The 18,499-nt window shown below is 39.7% G+C and carries 19 protein-coding genes; 7 read left to right on the top strand and 12 right to left on the bottom strand.

All coding sequences use genetic code 11. The features are described from left to right. Window positions 1–118: 118 nt before the first annotated feature. Entirely contained in the window at window positions 119–502 is a 384-nt protein-coding gene (locus RH40_RS12020) for an MAPEG family protein (protein ID WP_009601793.1), read from the bottom strand. Window positions 503–1,177: 675 nt separating this feature from the next. Here RH40_RS12020 and RH40_RS12015 point away from each other — a divergent pair. From RH40_RS12015 to RH40_RS21085, 3 genes are all read left to right on the top strand, one after another. Next, window positions 1,178–2,224 (top strand): zinc-dependent alcohol dehydrogenase family protein, encoded by a 1,047-nt coding sequence (locus tag RH40_RS12015; RefSeq protein WP_009601792.1) that lies wholly within the window; start codon window positions 1,178–1,180, stop codon window positions 2,222–2,224. Window positions 2,225–2,298: 74 nt separating this feature from the next. After that, window positions 2,299–3,963 carry a sodium:solute symporter family protein gene (locus RH40_RS12010; protein WP_009601791.1) on the top strand — a complete coding sequence of 555 codons (1,665 nt, stop codon included), beginning with the start codon at window positions 2,299–2,301 and terminating at the stop codon, window positions 3,961–3,963. Continuing rightward, a complete protein-coding gene (locus RH40_RS21085; RefSeq protein ID WP_009601790.1) occupies window positions 3,951–4,082 on the top strand; it encodes a putative transporter small subunit in 132 nt (43 codons plus the stop codon). Before RH40_RS12010 ends, RH40_RS21085 begins: the two co-directional genes overlap by 13 nt. A gap of 62 nt (window positions 4,083–4,144) precedes the next feature. Here the strand turns inward: RH40_RS21085 and nrdF are convergent, their stop codons facing one another. Genes nrdF through nrdH form a run of 5 tightly spaced genes read right to left on the bottom strand, consistent with a single transcriptional unit; the run spans window position 4,145 to window position 7,881 of the window. Then, complete coding sequence (gene nrdF / locus RH40_RS12005; protein WP_009601789.1) at window positions 4,145–5,116, bottom strand: class 1b ribonucleoside-diphosphate reductase subunit beta; 972 nt, start codon at window positions 5,114–5,116, stop codon at window positions 4,145–4,147. 21 nt (window positions 5,117–5,137) lie between these two features. Then, the gene (gene nrdE / locus RH40_RS12000; RefSeq protein WP_338131535.1) at window positions 5,138–6,634 is read right to left on the bottom strand and encodes a class 1b ribonucleoside-diphosphate reductase subunit alpha; all 1,497 of its coding nucleotides are present in this window, start codon (window positions 6,632–6,634) and stop codon (window positions 5,138–5,140) included. A 14-nt stretch (window positions 6,635–6,648) separates the two neighbouring features. Next, window positions 6,649–7,269, bottom strand: coding sequence for a ribonucleotide reductase N-terminal alpha domain-containing protein (locus RH40_RS21315; RefSeq protein ID WP_338131534.1), 621 nt, complete (start codon window positions 7,267–7,269; stop codon window positions 6,649–6,651). Next, window positions 7,259–7,660, bottom strand: a complete 402-nt coding sequence (gene nrdI / locus RH40_RS11995; protein WP_009601788.1) for a class Ib ribonucleoside-diphosphate reductase assembly flavoprotein NrdI — start codon at window positions 7,658–7,660, stop codon at window positions 7,259–7,261. The genes RH40_RS21315 and nrdI overlap by 11 nt, the downstream gene beginning before the upstream one ends. Continuing rightward, window positions 7,660–7,881, bottom strand: coding sequence for a glutaredoxin-like protein NrdH (gene nrdH, locus RH40_RS11990; protein WP_009601787.1), 222 nt, complete (start codon window positions 7,879–7,881; stop codon window positions 7,660–7,662). Before nrdH ends, nrdI begins: the two co-directional genes overlap by 1 nt. A 427-nt stretch (window positions 7,882–8,308) precedes the next feature. On the opposite strand from nrdH, the gene azu reads away from it, so the two are divergent. Then, complete coding sequence (gene azu / locus RH40_RS11985; protein WP_009601786.1) at window positions 8,309–8,749, top strand: azurin; 441 nt, start codon at window positions 8,309–8,311, stop codon at window positions 8,747–8,749. 121 nt (window positions 8,750–8,870) lie between these two features. Here azu and RH40_RS11980 read toward each other — a convergent pair whose 3' ends face one another. Continuing rightward, window positions 8,871–10,763: a methyl-accepting chemotaxis protein gene (locus RH40_RS11980; RefSeq protein ID WP_039954644.1), complete on the bottom strand. Its 1,893-nt coding sequence runs from the start codon at window positions 10,761–10,763 to the stop codon at window positions 8,871–8,873. A gap of 426 nt (window positions 10,764–11,189) precedes the next feature. Between RH40_RS11980 and RH40_RS11975 the strand changes: the two genes are divergently transcribed. Then, window positions 11,190–13,088, top strand: a complete 1,899-nt coding sequence (locus RH40_RS11975; protein ID WP_009601784.1) for a pyridoxal-dependent decarboxylase — start codon at window positions 11,190–11,192, stop codon at window positions 13,086–13,088. 345 nt (window positions 13,089–13,433) lie between these two features. Here the strand turns inward: RH40_RS11975 and RH40_RS11970 are convergent, their stop codons facing one another. Both RH40_RS11970 and RH40_RS11965 read right to left on the bottom strand, forming a co-directional pair. Beyond that, a complete protein-coding gene (locus RH40_RS11970; RefSeq protein ID WP_009601783.1) occupies window positions 13,434–13,808 on the bottom strand; it encodes a PilZ domain-containing protein in 375 nt (124 codons plus the stop codon). Between the two features lie 255 nt (window positions 13,809–14,063). Beyond that, window positions 14,064–14,696, bottom strand: a complete 633-nt coding sequence (locus RH40_RS11965) for a bifunctional 4-hydroxy-2-oxoglutarate aldolase/2-dehydro-3-deoxy-phosphogluconate aldolase (RefSeq protein ID WP_009601782.1) — start codon at window positions 14,694–14,696, stop codon at window positions 14,064–14,066. A 146-nt stretch (window positions 14,697–14,842) separates the two neighbouring features. On the opposite strand from RH40_RS11965, the gene rarD reads away from it, so the two are divergent. Continuing rightward, entirely contained in the window at window positions 14,843–15,742 is a 900-nt protein-coding gene (gene rarD, locus RH40_RS11960; RefSeq protein WP_009601781.1) for an EamA family transporter RarD, read from the top strand. A gap of 214 nt (window positions 15,743–15,956) precedes the next feature. On the opposite strand, the gene RH40_RS11955 is transcribed toward rarD, so the two are convergent. Further along, window positions 15,957–16,169 (bottom strand): hypothetical protein, encoded by a 213-nt coding sequence (locus tag RH40_RS11955; protein WP_009601780.1) that lies wholly within the window; start codon window positions 16,167–16,169, stop codon window positions 15,957–15,959. A 381-nt stretch (window positions 16,170–16,550) separates the two neighbouring features. Between RH40_RS11955 and RH40_RS11950 the strand changes: the two genes are divergently transcribed. Then, entirely contained in the window at window positions 16,551–17,435 is an 885-nt protein-coding gene (locus tag RH40_RS11950; RefSeq protein WP_009601779.1) for a patatin-like phospholipase family protein, read from the top strand. On the opposite strand, the gene RH40_RS11945 is transcribed toward RH40_RS11950, so the two are convergent. Then, window positions 17,387–17,728: a DOPA 4,5-dioxygenase family protein gene (locus RH40_RS11945; RefSeq protein WP_039954642.1), complete on the bottom strand. Its 342-nt coding sequence runs from the start codon at window positions 17,726–17,728 to the stop codon at window positions 17,387–17,389. The genes RH40_RS11950 and RH40_RS11945 overlap by 49 nt on opposite strands. Before the next feature lie 184 nt (window positions 17,729–17,912). Continuing rightward, window positions 17,913–18,290, bottom strand: a complete 378-nt coding sequence (locus tag RH40_RS11940; RefSeq protein ID WP_009601777.1) for a hypothetical protein — start codon at window positions 18,288–18,290, stop codon at window positions 17,913–17,915. Window positions 18,291–18,499: the final 209 nt, after the last annotated feature.

The raw sequence follows: 18,499 nt of genomic DNA, 5'->3' as shown, positions 1-18,499 counted from the left end.
TGCCTCGTTACCGATTTTCAATTTAGATGGCTAGATTTTCAAATCGTTGCCTTGCCTGTAAAGCAAGCCATTCTCGCTGAACCTAGCATCTTGAGGTTACTTGGGTATAAACAGCCTTTTAAACACATTGCACCATGATGATAAATGAACAAATAATACCGACGCCCCATGACAGGGAGCGCAAGATACCAATATTGATTAAATAGAGGATATGATAAAGCACTCTAGCGATGATATGCGTTATTGCTAGTATTTCGATAGTGTCACCAACGGTCTCTGTTGCGATCGCGAGCAAAATCGCAGATGAAAAAACGATAAGTGATTCAAAAGCATTCTGATGCGCAGCTAATGCCCGAGCGCCAAAGCCTTGTAGCTTCGCTTGCTGGTCTCGCGGATGATTGTTGTCATACCCTCCCTCTTTATTCATCGCGATAGCTACAGGTATTTTAGCGATATAGGGAAGCAAAGCTGCTGAGATCAAACTAAATATTAATATTGTCATTTTTTATCCTCGTTACTCTCACTATTCTGAGATTTTAAGCCTTCATACCTAGTAGTCTAAAATTGCAAGGCTCATCCAGAAAGGTTAATTTTAAAAAAGGTCATTTTGCCTTCAGGGGCCGACAAATGGCTAACTATATCATCACAACCTAGAAAAAAACCCACCATTTTTCAGCATTGCTTTCCTAACTTAAATACTATGACCATGAACTGAAACCTGAACTCTATTATCAATTGGATATATAAACTAAAAATTCTGCCTATCGAACTCGAACTATAAAATTGACTTCTATAAACTTTTTATAGAAATAACAACATGTATCCACTGCTCAACTACAAGCTAATCTTAAAAAATTTATCAACATATGAATTTAAGTGAAAATAAATTATACATCTTTAAATAATTGAAAAAATAGCTTCATTTAACCGTGTATCGTTCAAATAATCACTATTTAAAAAAAACAAAAAGAATTAGATCACAAAAAACTACCCCAATTAAATTTACTTTTTATTTACATGTGCAATAATTTTTCAACTTTCCTTTGGGGATCTTTAAACATTAGTCACTTTTATTGACATTAAAGATTATAAAAGAAAAGGAAGATATCTATTTTAAATTATTATTAATTCTAGATTTATTAACAACGTTTGTAATTACTTAAAAGGTGAGGCAAAAGTGAAAGCTTATGTATTAGATAGTCAGGGAAATCATTCTCTGCAAGAAAGACCGAAACCAACACTGATTGAAGATACCGATGTCATCGTACGAATTGAAAAAACAACGATCTGTGGTACTGACCTGCACATATTAAGGGGTAATGTCTCCACATTTAAAGATGATACAATTCTGGGCCATGAAGGAGTAGGAATTGTTGAAGAATGCGGTAGCCGCATTGCGAACTTCAAACCCGGAGACAGAGTCATCGTGTCTTGTATCACTTCATGCGGCACTTGCTCCATGTGCCATAAGTCACAATTCGGTCAGTGCTTAAACGGGGGATGGATTTTAGGTAACGAAATAGATGGTTGCCAAGCCGAATACGTAAGAATTCCACACGGTGATAATAGTTTGTTCCCTGCGCCAGAGGATATCGATATTGAATCTTTGGTCTTTCTTAGCGACATATTCCCAACTGGCTATGAAGTCGGAGTATTAGACGGTAAGCTCAAGCCTGCCGATTCAGTCGCTGTTATCGGTTGTGGCCCTGTTGGTTTAGCAGCACTTATGACTGCAAAATTCTTTTCTCCGAGCGAAATATACGCGATCGATAATAACCCTCATCGTCTTGAAACAGCAAAAGAGTTAGGGGCGACACATACTCTGAATAACTCCGAAAATACTGCCGTTCAACAGATTCTGGAGATGACCGATAACGTCGGCGTTGATGTTGTCATTGAGGCCATTGGTATACCTGCAGGTTGGGATATGTCCCAGAAATTAGTTCGTCCCGGTGGAAACATTGCTGTTCTCGGAGTACACGGTAAATCTGCACCAATAAACCTTGAAGATATGTGGAAAAGAAACTTCACAATGACAGCTGGTCTTGTGCATACCTACACCACTCCAGACTTAATCAAGCAAATCCGTGCGGGTCATTTGCAACCAGAAAAACTACGCACCCATCACTTTGATTTATCAGAAACAGCTCAAGCCTACGACACCTTTATCAATGCCGAAAAGAATAATGCTTTGAAAGTCATTATAAGTAACACAGAAAAATAACGATTTTCCCCTCGCAAGATGCGGGGGTCATTCTTCTCGGTTTATTTTCTCGTTCAGGGAAGTAAGGTGAAACAATGTATCAAATGTCTACTCAGACAGCTCTCATACTGCTGTTCTGCTTTTATGGTTTAACTTTTTTAGTGTCATTAACACTGGCACGAAAAGAAGAAAACGTCGACGGCTACATGGTATCCAATAATTCTATTGGATTCGGTATGGCTGCAGCCAGTATGACAGCCACATGGATTTGGGCTGCTTCATTTTATGCAGCTGCAACTTCTGGCTATAAGTATGGCCTTTCAGGCGCACTCCATTACGGCTTTTGGGGTGCTCTCATGATATTTTTTATTTATCCTTTTGGAAAACGTTTTAGACAGGTTGCTCCTAAAGCACACACGCTCGCAGAAATTATGCACGCTCGACACGGCCGTTCGAGTCAAATGATTATGGCAGGCTCGAATATCGTCGGTAGTTTAATAAGTCTAACAGTGAACTTTACTGCAGCTGGCGCACTACTCGAAATTTTATCTCCGTTGAGTTTTATCCATGGTGTTGTAATAGCTGGAGTTGGAGTTTTGAGCTATACAATATGGTCTGGGTTCCGCTCTTCAGTCACAACTGATTTTGGGCAAGTGGTCGCCATGATCTTTGCCGCTGTGGTGATCATCCCGATCATTTTCTTCCAGCTTGGGGGAAGTGAATTGTTTGATAAAGGAATGCTTAACATTAGCGCAGAACAGTCTAGTTTCTACTCACAAACGGCGATACTTGAGCAAGGGGCTCCTTATTTTGTTGCGGTACTTGCTTACGCAATTGGAAACCAGACCATAGCTCAACGTTTGTTCGCAGTGAGAGAAGATCTGCTCAAGCCCACATTCATAACGGCAACGATTGGTTATGCGTCTATAGTGATTGGCCTAGGTATGCTTGGATTTCTCGCTTTACTGGCAGGTATCGTTCCTCAAGATGGTGTATATAACAATCTGATACCTCAGATGGCAGCCACTTATCTCTCGCCTTTCTTTGTCGGGTTATTCTTTATCATGGTTATTGGTTCTCTATCTTCAACAGCAGATTCTGACCTATCCGCTTTATCAGCGCTGGTGATGACAGATGTCTATGGTAAACACCTGTCAAAAGGCAAAGTAAATCCTAAAACTATGCTCTTTGTTGGACGCGTTACTATGGTTACAGCAACCTTTACTGCTGTAATGCTTGCATGCCTAAAATTCGACATATTAACCATGTTAGTTTTTGTCGGTGCTTTATGGGGAGCCATCGTATTCCCTGTGATTGCCAGTCTTTATTGGAGTAGAGTCAACAATATTGCTTTTACAGGAGCAGCGATTGCTGGCTTTGGTGCTTTTCTCGTCACACGATTCCAACTAATCGAGTTTGAGGGTTTGTTTGCTTTACTGTTCGAGATTATCGCATCTGTAGGTGGCGGTGTTGTTATTGGTTTAATGACATTTGGCTTCTTTGGTTTAAGAGCGGCTTGCGTTGTTGGAGGAGCCGCTTTCCTTATCATCACGCCATTTGCATTAGATGGTCTTCGGGATTACCCAGTCCTCCTCAGTTCTATGACCGCCTACGGTGCCAGTACATTGGTCTGTGTTATATGCAGTCTCAAATCGCAAACTCATTTCGATTTTAATCGCATTAACAGTAGCGTTGTATCATTCAACGATCCTTCAGAGCAAGAAACTAAAGTAAACGAGGTGCCTCAATGTCAAGTTTAATGCTTACTCTCTATGTTTTGATGTGGCCAGCTATTGCTGCCGGAGTCATGGTATTACTGTGCGTCTGTCTCTACAAAGACATACGGAAAGCAAAGAAAGAAGGTACCGAACTCGTCTAGCAATGAAAGTCGAGTAACTCTAAATAATAAGGTCCAGATTACACTGGGCCTTATTATTTAATTCAGAAGTCCCAGTCTTCATCTTCAGTAACAACAGCTTTACCGATAACATAGGACGACCCAGATCCCGAGAAAAAATCATGATTCTCGTCAGAATTTGGGGACAGTGCAGCCATAATAGCTGGATTTACATTACATAACTCCTGAGGAAAAAGTGCTTCAAATCCCAAATTCATAAGAGCTTTATTGGCATTGTAATGAAGAAAGTGTTTAACATCTTCTGTTAAACCGACTTGGTCATATAACGACTCAGTATATTGACATTCAATATCATACAACGACAATAATAATGAGTAAGCTTTATCCTTGAGCTGTTCTTGTCGAGCCTCGTCTAATTCCTGATAGCCAAGTTGGAACTTATAACCAATATAATAACCGTGTATCGCCTCATCGCGAATGATCAAACGAATAAGGTCAGCGGTATTAGTAAGCTTTGCTCGACTCGACCAATGCATGGGCAAATAAAAGCCCGAGTAAAACAAGAAGCTTTCGAGGAAAACACTGGCAATTTTTTTCTCAAGTGGTCCACTATCTTGCAGATAATCATCCAAAATTATCTTTGCTTTTTGTTGCAAAAGTGGGTTTTCCTCCGCCCAACGGAACGCCTCATCAATTTGAGGAGTAGTACATAGCGTCGAAAATATAGAAGAGTAACTTCTAGCATGAACCGCTTCCATGAACGCTATGTTACTTAAGACCGCCTCTTCATGAGGTGTCCTAGCATCTTTCATCAGTACTGGTGCCCCCACAGTATTTTGGATTGTGTCAAGTAGTGTCAGACCGGTAAATACTCTCGTTGTTAACACCTGCTCATCTTCTGTTAGCTGTTTCCAACTTTGAATGTCATTCGACAAAGGTATCTTCTCTGGCAGCCAAAAGTTCACCGTCAAGCGATTCCAAATCTCCAGATCTTTGTTGTCTTGAATACGATTCCAATTTATTGCTGACACAGTAGTAAAACGTTTATCATTCATCATTATGTATCCAAATTCGTATTAAAGTGCGCAAGATACGCATCCCTCAACTTGTGTACCATCCAAAGCAGCCTGCCTCATTCTTATGTAATACAAAGTTTTCAGCCGTTTTTTCCAAGCATAAATTTGCGCTTTATTGATATCTCGTGTCGTCACGCCATCATTAAAAAAGAGTGTACAGGATAAACCCTGATCGACATGTTCCGTCGCTGCTGCATAAACATCGATAATCGCCTCAGCACCAATTTCATAAGCGTCTCTAAAATACTCCAAGTTATCATTGGTCAAGTAGGGAGCAGGGAAATAAACACGACCAATTTTTCCCTCTTTGCGGATTTCAATTTTAGAGGTAACCGGATGAATAGAAGCAGTAGAGTCGTTGATGTAGCTTATCGAGCCTGTCGGTGGAATCGCCTGTAAATTTCGATTATACAAGCCACTCTTCATTACCTGCTCTTTCAACCATAGCCAATCTTCTTTAGAGGGAACCGACAACTCTAAACGTTCTAAAATACGAGAAATCATCTCAGTTTGAGGAGAAAATTCTTGCTCAAGATACTTATCGAAAAAAGACCCATCTGCATAATCTGATTGCTCGAATCCATCAAAAACGCTTTGCTTCTCGCGAGCCAATTGATTCGATGCCTTGAGGCAATAAAACAGTACACAAGCAAAATAACAACGAGTGAAATCGACAGCTTCATCAGAATCGTAGTGCACTTCCTCTCTTGCAAGGAACCCATGTAGGTTCATCTGTCCCAAACCGATCGCATGGCTCTCATCATTGCCTTTTCGTATTGAGGGTACACTATCAATAGCACTCATTTCAGATACAGCAGTCAACGCTCTGATCGCCACTTCAACCGAATGACCTATCGATTTACCATCCAACGCTTTTGCAATGTTCATTGAGCCAAGATTACAAGAAATGTCCCGACCTAGAGACTGATAGCTTAGGTCCTCGTTAAACTGAGAGCTTGTATTAACTTGTAAAATCTCAGAGCATAAATTTGACATATTAATGCGGCCATTTATGGGGTTTGCTTGATTTACCGTATCTTCAAACATTATGTATGGGTAACCAGACTCAAACTGAATTTCAGCTAATGTCTGGAACAGCCCTCTTGCGCTAATTTTACTTTTTTGAATACGCGCATCATCAACCATCTCATCGTACTTCTCGCTGACACTTACTTCTGAAAAAGGAACACCATATACGCGCTCCACATCATAAGGAGAAAACAAATACATATCTTTATTTTGCTTAGCAAGTTCCAAGGTAATATCTGGAATAACAACTCCAAGGCTAAGAGTTTTAATCCGAATTTTTTCGTCGGCATTCTCTCTCTTCGTATCAAGAAACTGCATAATGTCAGGGTGGTGAACATTTAGATATACCGCTCCCGCACCTTGTCTCGCACCAAGCTGATTCGCGTAAGAAAAACTATCTTCAAGTAGTTTCATTACGGGAATAACACCCGAGCTTTGACCAGTAATACCTTTAATTGGGGCTCCCATTTCTCGTAAATTGGTTAACAGAAGTGCAACCCCCCTCCTCTTCTTGACAACTGTAATGATGAGTTAATAGCTCGTCCGATACTCTCCATGTTGTCTTCGATTCGAAGCAGAAAGCATGAAATTAATTCTCCTCGACTTCGTTTACCAGCATTAGTGAATGTTGGTGTTGCAGGCTGAAATCGTTGGTAAATAACCTCTTCCATTAAATCAATAGCAAAACCCTTATCACCACGAGCGAGTGTTAGAGCGGTCATAACAACACGGTCTTCAAATCTCTCTAAGTAGCGTTTGCCATCACGAGTTTTCAATGCATAAGAAGTGAAAAACTTATAAGCCCCAAGAAACGTTCTAAAACGAAACTTTACTTTGTAAGCTCTATCCCAGATTTCATCCAAGAACTGGCTATCGTATTGAGAAAGAACCTCGACCTCGTAATAATTATGACTAACGAGGTAATCAAGTTTCTCTTTAAGATTGTGAAAGAACACTGTATTTTGATTAACGTGTTGAAGAAAAAACTGCCGCGCTGCTTCTTTGTCAGCTGAGAACTGAATATCCCCTTGTTCACTTAGCAAATTCAGCATGGCATTAAGTGCATGGTAGTCTAAAGATTCTTCTATGGTTTTATTTTTCATTCTGTTTCCAAAGCTGCTTTAATCCTTTACGGACGATGGTGACGTCTTCTTGGGTGCCAGCAAGTTCTATACAATAAAGTAAAGGGACATTGCATTTATCCGCAATAATGCGCCCTGCTTGCGCAAAGTAAGGTCCAAAGTTACGATTTCCCGCACCAATTACCCCACAAAGGTTTTGTCTATTAGTCATGTTATTCAACATTTTGATAACGGCTTTTGGCACCGCGCCCTTTCCGTAGCAATCAGAATAAGTCGGGCAAATAAGAACATAAGGATGAGATATAATGGGGGTCTCGCTATCCATATCACCCTCTATACGTACAGATTTGAGAGACAAACGCTCAACAAATCTAGCCGTGTTTCCAGAGACGCTCGAATAGAAAACAATCATTATTTTAACTTTTTAATCATATCAGGACGAAAGCCTGACCAATGTTGTTCCCCAGCGACAACAACAGGTACTTGGCGATATCCCATAGATTTAATAGATTCAAACGCGTTCGTATCTGAACTCACATCCACAACTCTGTACGATGAACCAATAACATCCAATGCCTTGATAGTCGCATCACATTGGACACATTTTGGTTTTGAATAGACAGTAATACTCATAATAACCCCACAGTTACAAATGATAACCATTATCATTTGAGTGCTAGATATAGTATAGTTACGTTAAATTTTGTCAATATATAGGTTTAATTTAATTGTTTCTTCTATCACAAAGACAGAATTGGGTAGGTATTATAGAAATGATGAATGACGTGATATGAGGTAATTGCTTCCGCTATCTTTGCGGTCTTTGATCGCACAATAACTTAATTGCGTACACACGGAAGGATTAGATAACTCATTGTGTGACATCAGTATAAATATGTTGGGGCAATGGGTGTGAAATTGTTACGACGACAGGTTGTGCGTAATACAACGTAGCATTAATTGGTGCTCCATCACGCTTTTTGTACGCTTGATGGACAATAATACCTCTGCGTTAATGTAACATTTTGTTTATTATATTAATAAATTAGGAGAGATTATCATGTTCCTACGTATAGCAGCATTAGGCTTGGCAACATTGAGCCTTGGAGCACAAGCAAACTGCAATATTTCTGTCGACGCTACAGATGCAATGAAATATTCATCAAACACGTTAAGTGTTCCATCAAGCTGCAAAGAAGTCACATTGACTCTGAACCACACAGGGAGTTTACCTGCTGCGGCGATGGGGCATAATGTTGTTATTACCAAAACATCAGATATTCAACCTGTCGCCACAGAAGGTATGTCTGCGGGACTTGCCAATAATTATATCAAACCCAATGATTCGAGAGTATTAGCGCATACAAAAGTAATTGGTGGAGGCGAATCAACAACGATTACATTTAGTACTGCAAATATGAAGGCCGGAGGCGATTACTCATTTTTCTGCTCGTTCCCGGGACATTGGGCCATCATGAAGGGTAAATTTGAGTTCATGTAATTTATACCTCCCTATAATTTACAAGGATAGATACTCTGCATAATAACCTTGTTTAATTAAAAAAGAGTAAATAGAAAGGGAAGCTGAGCTTCCCTTCGACAGTGGATTTGTGGCGCACAATTTAGTAGAGCTTAAAGTTTGCTACTTGCTTCTTCAGGTCATCGTTTGTACCACTCAACAACTCGGTTGCCTGTACCGTTTGTTGCCCACTTGCAACCAGAGACGTTACAATGTCACGGATTGATAGCATATTTCGACTCAACTCCTCAGCAACCGTACTTTGTTCCTCAGTTGCGTTGGCAATTTGTGTACTTACGTCATCAATTTCTTTTACCGAATTACTCATAATTGAAAGGCTATGAGAGACTTCAGAGGTTTTTCCTGCGGTTTCTTGACACTGGTTCTTAGTTGCGTCCATTGCAGATACCACACTCTCCGTTCCAGTTAGCAGTTTACTGAGCATATCTGATATTTCCATCGTACTGTTTTGTGTACGTGCGGCAAGTGCTCTTACCTCATCTGCAACAACCGCAAATCCTCTGCCCTGCTCACCCGCTCTCGCCGCCTCTATCGCAGCATTGAGCGCCAACAAATTTGTTTGTTCCGAAATTTCCCCTATAACATTAAGTACATTGCTAATTTTGTTAGCATCCCGATTCAAAGACATAATAATTGCTGACATCTCATCCACTTCGGATACCAGTGCGCTTACTGTATTAACAGCATTGTCAACTATGCATAAGGATGAACTAGCCTCTTTACTTGCCCCCTCAGTAATTCTGTTTGATTGATGGACATTCTCTGCAACTGTACGAGCGCTTTCGCTCATTTCAGTTATTGCTGTAACAACCTGCTCAGTTTCTCTAGAGTGAGTAAGCAGCTTATTTTCATTGTCTTTTGCCGTTGTTCCAAGTTGGTCAACACTCACCGAAATGTTTTGGCTTGCGTGAGAGATACTTATCATCATTTCTTGAAGGTTCTCAACAAAGCCATTGAAACCTCTACTAATTTGAGCGAGATCGTCCTGTCCATCTACCTCCAGTCTTTGCGTCAAGTCCCCGGTACCTTGTGATAAATCAAGCACGGCATCCTTTAGTTTCAGCAAAGGCTGATAGGCATAATGAATAATCAGAAAAATGGAACCAAAGCTGATGAAAAGCAGCGCTCCACCAGTAATGAGAGCATCATAAACAGCATTGTACACGCCAACAAGAGCGGTCTCTTGGTCAACAAAAACCATCAAAGTCCAGTACATGCCTGAGCCCAGGTTAACACGCTCAAAGTACCCATCAAACTGAATTCCTAGATACGGAAATGTTAAGTGACCAGACTGCTGGTTAGAGAACATTCTCTCCATCGATTTAAAGGTTGGGCTAATTTGAGAAGGTGTTCTACCGATGTCTGTTGGGTCATCGCTAGCGAAAAATACCGCGTTCTTGTCACTTAAGGTAGCAGCGCCACCAGCGAAACGCATATTATTGACCGCAGTAATTACCTCTCCAAGTGGAATATCACCGAGTAAAACACCAATAAACTGACCATTTTTTACCACTGGCATGGTCACACTCATAACTTGTTTATTGGTTAATTGATCAACATATATGTCTGTTAATTTAACGCCTCTTGATACCTTCGCATCTTGATACCAGTTGCGCGAACGAAAATCACCTTTTTTACCATCTAAAGACATAAAAGACCGACCATCTTCATAGGTCATTATAACGTTAGATAGTGCAGAGCTATCCGATAACAACTCTACTAGATGCTGGTTTTCTGAATCACTCAACTCATTGTTAAAGCTTTGTGCTCCAAATTTAATCACATCCGTTTTGAACTGCATCATTTGTTCAAGCTCAGCGACATGGAAACTAAGCTTGTCTGATGTTTTCGATGTTAAACCTTCAATCATTTTACTTTTCATAGATAAAATGTTGAGGGTTCCTAGTATGATAAGTGAAAGGGCAACAAGCACCCCTACGCCTATATATATCCTTGTTTTAAAGCCTAAGTTCATCATAAACCTCTCGAGGTTAGCGAGCTAATTCGGGATTATGAATGACATTCGGTTAACTTTATTATGTTTGTGTCTGGTACCCACTTTTGAGAGTACGCTAACCTTTATCACCCAGCCAACGACCACGATATACATATATTATCCACTGAAACCGAGGTCATATTAACAATTAGACGTTAAATATATATTTGGCAATTTTTATTTGGATAAATTGTTCATAAAATGTTTATAAGCTGTTTACTTTGATATTTATATAAATAAAAAACTAATTTTAATTGAAATAAATCACACAAACAAAAGTCGTAACATTAAGTAAAACTATGTTTCCTATAGTGAGATATACACAGGTTTTCCTGTACTGGCTAGGTAGCAGTGAAACGCTTGCTGCATGTTCCTAAAAAAATCATTAAAATTTGGAGCAAAATTATGAGTAAAAATACAAGAGTCCACTTCGGACCAAAAAAAGTACCGTGGATGGAACAGGTTCCAGAGTTTGCGGTCAACAATGTTTCTCCTCCCTCATGCGACCCCAAAGATATTTATACCAAAAGAAATTTTGACTTCGATCAAACACAACAAGCTATTAATGGCTTTGATATTGAATTACCTCCGATCGGACAAACTGAGTGTGAAAGGCAAAACATGTACGATCAATTTACCGCATACACTAACCGACAAAAACGTAACTTTCTCGGTTATCAGACGGAAGAAGATATTCACTATCAAACTGTCATGGCACCTTTCTTGGACATGAGTTTAAATAATGTAGGAGACCCGTTTATAAACGGAAACTACACCATGAACTCGAAAAGTATCGAGCGCTCGGTATTAGATTACTACGCCTCTCTATGGAACGCTAAATGGCCCTCTCAGGGGTCATTTATTGATGAAAATAATCAGTTTCAACGAGGCGATCCTGAGAGTTATTGGGGCTACGTCCTTACGATGGGAAGTACTGAAGGGAACTTATATGGGACACTAAATGCTCGAGATTATTTGAGCGGTGTCATGCTTCTTGAAGAGGAGATAAAAGCAGAGACCGAGTGCGGGAAAGTTATTTCACAAAATCAAGTCTATGCTCACCACCCTATCCCCCCAGTAGACAACCCTAATGCTTATACGCCAGTTGCTTTTTTTTCAGAGGACACTCACTACTCTATCATAAAGGCCATGTCAATTGAGAAAGTAGAGACTTTTGGAGAAATAGGTAATCGTATGTTTCCCGGAGAAAATCCCGTCTCCCCCGGTCAACCTTGGCCTCTAGAGGTTGAATCTGAAATGCCAACAGAGATGCTTCCAGCTGGCTCAGGAGCAATCGATGTGGATAAGCTTGAGAAATATGTCCAGTTTTTTGCTGAGCGAGGCTTCCCCATTCTTTTGATTCTGAATTGCGGAACAACATTCAAAGGCGCTTATGACGACGTTAAACAAGTGTGCCATAGACTTGAACCGATACTGAAAAAAAATAACTTATGGGAAAGAAAAGTACCAGTAGATCCAAATGAACCTTGGGGTGAATGTGAAACACGATCTGGATACTGGATTCATATCGATGGTGCTCTTGGAGCAAGTTATGTTCCTTTTATTAAAATGGCAAAAGCATGCCGAGAATATGATGATTTCTTCAAACTAATTGGAGACTATACAGGCCCCGACTTTGATTTCAGAAATCCCATGGTTCATTCTATCGTAACAAGCGGCCATAAATGGCCAGGCGCACCATGGCCAACCGGTGTTTATATGACCAAACAGAAATACATGGTCTCACCTCCCGACAAACCAGAATATATCGGTTCTCCCGATACGACATTTGCAGGATCACGAAATGGTCTGTCTCCAATAATCCTTTGGGAATACTTTGCAAGAAACGATTACCAACGTCAGATTGACATGATTATGCAAGCACAAGAAATCGCTCAGTACGCCTATCAGAAAATACGAAACGTAGCTGAATACTGGAAAGAGAAAGGATACAACCTACCCGAAAATCTTTGGCTACAACGAACACCATTATCACTATCATTAATTTTTTGCCAACCAAATGAGGACATCGTTTTTCGCTATTCACTTGCCAAAGAGAGCTCGACAATCAAGTCGATAGAAGACGGTAAAGAAGTTGAACGGGTACGACACTACGTTCATTTATTTACAATGTGGAATGTTGATAAATCAATGATAGATGCTCTCTGTCTTGAACTAAAATCTGAGAAGGCTTTCGATGAATCCATGCTACTGAGTTACAAAAGGGTTGAGTCTCAAAAGCCCAGAGTAACAAATGCGGTAAGGCAGTTGAAATTACCTTTAAGGGGGAGGTCCTTTCGCTAGTCAAACTAAACATTGCCGCAACAATATTCTCTTAACAAAAGTTTACGCTCTCAAGGAGTGAACCAAAGTCAGTAAGAGCAAAAAACTTCAGCTCTTACTGACCTTTTATTGGTTCAGAACAAAAACTAGACAACGTTTATTAATGCTCGGTCGTGACTTTCCGCAACTTGAAGGTTTATCTTTTGAGATGACTTATCCGTGTCGTCTCCGCATCCAAAAGAACATAAAAAGAAAAAAGCCGAAACGAGTATAGAATCTTTAATTATTTTCACAGACTAGAGCCCAGTATCCCCTAAAAGGAAATTAGGACAAACTCACCCTAACAAAGTTCAAAAGGGTGTGAATCTATTGTATGGATTGAGCAAGAGTGATTCTTTCACGAAGCTTAGCAAAAAAAACGGGGTATTTTGTTTTTATATGACGCTGCTGCTCAACCATTATTTTAAATGTTGGCCCCTTCCGAAGTTGCACAATCACCTCTCCTTGGTCGAAACGTAGGACTGCGCCTTCAATTTCGACTTGGTCTTCATCATTCAAGTTCAAAATACCTTTGATGGAAAGCCCCTTGTACATTGAATTGAAATTATTCACAATCATCCTCATTCCACCCTCAGAGACTTCCGTTACCTGAAACATCTCTTCTCCAAGCCTTACATATGGTCTGGCTCTCTTCGGATACTTGAGCCGATAAAACTGGCGTTTTTGTTCAAAACTACTCATAACTCTGATTAGACCTCGTTCTACTCAAAGCTTTAAACAAGCTCAGATACAGGTGAAAGGGGGCTGATGACAAAAATAATCGAACGTCATTTTACATGTTCTGATGCATCACAGCAATTTTACGAATTAAGCTCTTTAAAACAATATTTTACCATGATGAATCAATAGAATATCACCAGAAATTACAGGTACCCTAGTGTAATAGTTCCATATATTAGCTTCCTCAGAGCGCTTTCATATGTATAAACATAGGGACTAACTTTCAACGCCAATCGAAGCCACTGTTTTTCTGATCAATTGAGAAATCTCATCCCACCTTTGACGCGCGATAAGATCTTGTGGCAATAGCCATGTCCCTCCACATGCAACTACAGACGAAACATCGAGATACTCATTTATATTGTCTCGGTTTATGCCACCAGTTGGCATAAAGTTAACCGGATATAGGTTGTCGAGTAACTTCAACATTTCTACACCACCAGAAAGCTCGGCAGGAAAATACTTCACCATTGTTATCCCTCTTTGCATTGCTTGCTCAATTAGACTCGGGTTGTTCACTCCGGGTATAAAGGTGATATTCCGCTGTAAGCAATAATCAACAATAAATGGATTGAACCCAGGAGCAACAATAAAATCAGCACCCGCGGCCACCGCTTGATCAACCTGTTCAGTTGTCAAAACAGTTCCGGCGCCTATACACATATTTGGGAACTGCTCTCGAATCATTGCTATAGCATCAGCCGCAAAGCTGGTGCGAAAAGTTACTTCTATACAAGGTAATCGATTATCATTTAGTAATGTTGCAACTGGGATTACCGTATCAAGGCTATCAACCGATAAAATTGGTATTACTTTAATTTGTTTAAGCCTTGAGGTTATCTCGGACATAGTATGCTCTTACTCATGAATACTAGAACTAAAAATATGAATCTACCAAACCTTGTCATGAACAGTGTGTTAAGCAGGTCGCATACTTTACTTTTAAAATTATTCGTTTTAACTTCGAGAACTCTTTTCAAACGAATTTAAATGCTATGTTAACTCAACGACAAAGTACGATGGTAGCCGGATTTTCTTTCGTGCTATGGGGACTACTTCCTCTGTATTACCAATTTTTACCCGGTGCAGTACCGGATGAGTTATTAAGTATCCGTTTGATAGCAACCCTCCCTCTTACTTTCATTTTGGTGCTAGTCATCAAAAGGAGAGCTCCGAGTTTCACCAAATTAACTCGCGATATGTCATCACTCTACTTCACTTTTGCCGCAAGCATTACCATGTCTATATCATGGGTTGCATTTACATGGGCATTAACATCTGAAAGAGTGATTGAAGCAAGTTTAGGTTTCTTTATTAGCCCTATTACTATGATGCTACTTGGGGTCTTTTTCTTAAAGGAAAAGCTGACATTCAGTCAAAAGTTAACATTATTCTTTGCTTGCTCCGGCCTTCTTTATCAAGTGATTCATTATCAAGCTATTCCTTTTATTTCAATCACTATGGCGATATTTTTTACGTTATATGGTTGGTGTAAAAAGAAAAGCAAGTATTCATGGAGTGAAGGTCTCTTTGTGGAAGCTGTTGTACTTTTCCCCTTTGCTTTAATCTACCTAATTTATAAGGACCAGAACTACGGGCTTAGTATTACAGATGCTCATTTTTTAGACCTATTTCTTTATATCGGCTCAGCAATAGTGACACTTTTACCTCTCATTTTCTACTCGATCGCAATACGTCAAACACCGATATCAACAATAGGATTAATGCAATATATCGAGCCATCTATTCAGTTTTTTCTCGCTATATATTTATTTAGCGAGGCTTTCGACCAAATAAAAGCAGTAAGTTTTGGATTAATTTGGTTTGGGCTCTCGCTCACCATTATTGGTGAGATGAGAACGATGAAATCGCCATCGCTCAATAGAAACACATGACCGCTTCCGTTAAGCTAATTGCTGGATGTCCATAAACAAAACTGAGTTTTGAGTTAAGACCATTATCAAATTATCGAGTTCTAGTAGAATAGCGTTATTGATTGGCACCTTTTTCTAGCTATTTGAACATAAATAGGCTTTGTAACATGCTCCTAAAGCAACGCTTACCATTACCGTGCCCGATCACCTTATGGCTAACTTAGTAAATAAACAATTAATGATTTGGGTTGGAGTTATAACCCGTAAACTCAGTATGTTGGTATATGTCAGCTAAACTCTTACTCTTTCTATGACTTTTTTTTTCATATTGAGATTGCGTATCATTTTTCAGCGCTCTTTCATGCGCTTTTGCTGACTGTATAAATTCAGGATCTGCCAACGCCTTTTGGCGAAGACGATTGACCCGCTCTATTTTGTCACTTAGCATATCACACCCCCACAAGTACTGTTTTTATATACAGTATAGTGGAGAAATCAAACCTCCTCCAACATTACTGTACAAAAAACCATATAAACAAAAGCACTTATACACTCTGATATTACCTAGATTCTTTATGCCACACAACTGATCCAATTTAAATTCATCAAATATACATAAGCGAGACTTATTAAGATAATTTAGAGGAAATCATTTGTTTATAATACCTTTATAACATTCGCTTTTATTAGATTGTGTCATTCACCTTTTATTCAATGGCATCAAATAAGTTGATAGCTGGTACCTATCAGATTAAATGGAATAATCTTTTTTACTCTTACCTTATTATCGGTAAGAGTAAGGTTATGAGCTGTTGATGAAGGTAGAATAATGAAGGCCATTGTTGTTGAAGGGGGTGCAATGAGAGGGATCTTTGCCGCCGGTGTTTTAGATGCTCATATTGAAGCAGATTTCTACCCGTACGACTTTGCGATAGGTGTTTCGGCTGGAACGTCAAATTTGGCAAACTATTTATCCAAACAACACAAGCGAAGTTACGACGTGATAACTAAGCTAGCAACTCAAAAACAATTTTTTAATCCTATAAGGTTCATTAAAAAAGGACACTTGGTCGATATACAGTGGTTACTTAATGAGTCAGAAAGGGTTTACCCACTAAATAAGAAGCAACTCTTCTCATCAATACCCCTTTTTACCTCAATTACTAACATCGCAACTGGTCACGCTGAATACTACCGCATAGATCACAAGAATATAAATTATTTACTTGAGGCTACTAGTGCGATGCCAATTGCTTATCGCTCTACTCCCTGTACCCCTGAAAGTTGTCACGCAGACGGTGGGATTTCAGACTCTATACCTGTAATAGAGGCTTACAAGCGAGGTGCAACGGATATTACCGTGATCCTATCAAGACCTCTAAACTATAGAATGCAGCAAAAGAAAGTTAATTGGGCAATGAAAACAATGTTGAATCAACAACCCAGAATAATTCAAGCGCTATCGACCAGAGCCATTCATTATAATAAGGCGCTAGATTTCATAAAGTCACCACCAGAAGGAGTTAGCGTGAATGTACTCGCCCCACCTAGTCACTTTCCAATCAATCGATTGACTATGGACAGAAAAAAGCTTGAGACTGGCTACCAAATGGGTTTAGTGTTAGGTTATCAGCAAATACAGAAACACCTTCAACAACTTTTAACTCACGGCAGCCTTGATAGATCAAGTGGAACAGGCGTTCCTATCCAATAGGTATATTTCGTATGATCATTGACATCATCCCCAGTAAGCGCATGGATAAGAATTGAGAGATCACCACGGAAGTTATCCAACCAAGCCAATAGGACTGTGAATCTTTCACTGTCAAAAGTCACCGAGAAGCTCCAAAGAGTATGGGGACCAACATTTTTTTGATGCAACTCTCCGATCTCTAAATCAAACACTTGACTAATACTGCGCCTCAACTGTTTAGCAAAGTTCAATGTTTCTCGGTCAAAGTAAATATGAGCGTGATAATAAGAGTGCTTATTTGAAAGAAGAGACATAGCCACAATTCCTCGAAGTACTAAGAGCTAAAGTACAACAAATGTTTTCAGGACACTCGAAATATTAACAAGAAAGAGCCACACTCATGAAATCATATTTGTAGTTTGTGTACAAAAACACAATATATCAAAAAAAACCTCGACAACGTCAAGGCTTTTTTAGATGGTTAACTTCTTGAGAGAGTTAGGCTGGCTTGTACATCACTTTGTTTCCTGATGCCTGCTCTTTTACAACCAGGTTTTCCTCTAACAGCTTTTTGAGAGCCCCAGTTGCCCACGAAGCTGCTTTAGAGTCCTCCTGGCCGGCCTCAAGACCGATGGATTTTGGGTTAATGCCATTCGGATTAGCCTGTACGATAGCAAATACTTGTTGTTGCTTAGTTGTTAAACTAACGTCTGAGTTTAGCGTCGTTTGCGCTGGCTTTTTAGCTTGTGCCGACTTCTCAGCTACTACTTTTTCAGCTTTAGGCTTCGCTTTTACAGTTTTTGCTGATGCAGTAACTGTCGCTTTGACGTGCTTTTGCAATTTAGCTTGCACTTTACGCTTGTGAGCAAGTCTCATCGAGTTCCTCTCCATTTCACTGCAGACAAGGCAGTGGTGAAAATTTGAAGCGCGTTTTATAACAAAATTTTGTCAACAATTATAGAGCTGTGGGTGTTTTGTGCCACAAAAATGCACAAGAGACAGCACTATGGCTACAAAATAGTCAATAGCATCGGTGATCGACTACCCTGCTCTTAATGCTATAACTAAGTATATAGCGTAGACGA

It is taken from the genome of Vibrio caribbeanicus ATCC BAA-2122, from assembly GCF_000165125.1.
GTDB classification, from domain to species: Bacteria; Pseudomonadota; Gammaproteobacteria; order Enterobacterales; family Vibrionaceae; genus Vibrio; species Vibrio caribbeanicus.
The sequence above is the reverse complement of the archived record's forward strand: the minus strand, read 5'-3'. Positions and strand labels throughout refer to the sequence as shown.

Excerpts from the sequence above, each read along its gene's own strand:
- nrdF (WP_009601789.1), bottom strand. The coding sequence starts at position 5,116 with ATGAATGATAAACGTTTTACTACTGTGTCAGCAATAAATTGGAATCGT.
- RH40_RS11950 (WP_009601779.1), top strand. The coding sequence starts at position 16,551 with ATGAAGGCCATTGTTGTTGAAGGGGGTGCAATGAGAGGGATCTTTGCC.
- RH40_RS12010 (WP_009601791.1), top strand. The coding sequence starts at position 2,299 with ATGTATCAAATGTCTACTCAGACAGCTCTCATACTGCTGTTCTGCTTT.
- nrdE (WP_338131535.1), bottom strand. The coding sequence starts at position 6,634 with ATGGGAGCCCCAATTAAAGGTATTACTGGTCAAAGCTCGGGTGTTATT.
- RH40_RS11980 (WP_039954644.1), bottom strand. The coding sequence starts at position 10,763 with ATGAACTTAGGCTTTAAAACAAGGATATATATAGGCGTAGGGGTGCTT.
- RH40_RS21315 (WP_338131534.1), bottom strand. The coding sequence starts at position 7,269 with ATGAAAAATAAAACCATAGAAGAATCTTTAGACTACCATGCACTTAAT.
- azu (WP_009601786.1), top strand. The coding sequence starts at position 8,309 with ATGTTCCTACGTATAGCAGCATTAGGCTTGGCAACATTGAGCCTTGGA.
- RH40_RS11945 (WP_039954642.1), bottom strand. The coding sequence starts at position 17,728 with ATGTCTCTTCTTTCAAATAAGCACTCTTATTATCACGCTCATATTTAC.
- nrdI (WP_009601788.1), bottom strand. The coding sequence starts at position 7,660 with ATGATTGTTTTCTATTCGAGCGTCTCTGGAAACACGGCTAGATTTGTT.
- RH40_RS21085 (WP_009601790.1), top strand. The coding sequence starts at position 3,951 with ATGTCAAGTTTAATGCTTACTCTCTATGTTTTGATGTGGCCAGCTATT.
- RH40_RS11955 (WP_009601780.1), bottom strand. The coding sequence starts at position 16,169 with ATGCTAAGTGACAAAATAGAGCGGGTCAATCGTCTTCGCCAAAAGGCG.
- RH40_RS11975 (WP_009601784.1), top strand. The coding sequence starts at position 11,190 with ATGAGTAAAAATACAAGAGTCCACTTCGGACCAAAAAAAGTACCGTGG.
- RH40_RS11970 (WP_009601783.1), bottom strand. The coding sequence starts at position 13,808 with ATGAGTAGTTTTGAACAAAAACGCCAGTTTTATCGGCTCAAGTATCCG.
- rarD (WP_009601781.1), top strand. The coding sequence starts at position 14,843 with ATGTTAACTCAACGACAAAGTACGATGGTAGCCGGATTTTCTTTCGTG.
- nrdH (WP_009601787.1), bottom strand. The coding sequence starts at position 7,881 with ATGAGTATTACTGTCTATTCAAAACCAAAATGTGTCCAATGTGATGCG.
- RH40_RS11940 (WP_009601777.1), bottom strand. The coding sequence starts at position 18,290 with ATGAGACTTGCTCACAAGCGTAAAGTGCAAGCTAAATTGCAAAAGCAC.
- RH40_RS12020 (WP_009601793.1), bottom strand. The coding sequence starts at position 502 with ATGACAATATTAATATTTAGTTTGATCTCAGCAGCTTTGCTTCCCTAT.
- RH40_RS11965 (WP_009601782.1), bottom strand. The coding sequence starts at position 14,696 with ATGTCCGAGATAACCTCAAGGCTTAAACAAATTAAAGTAATACCAATT.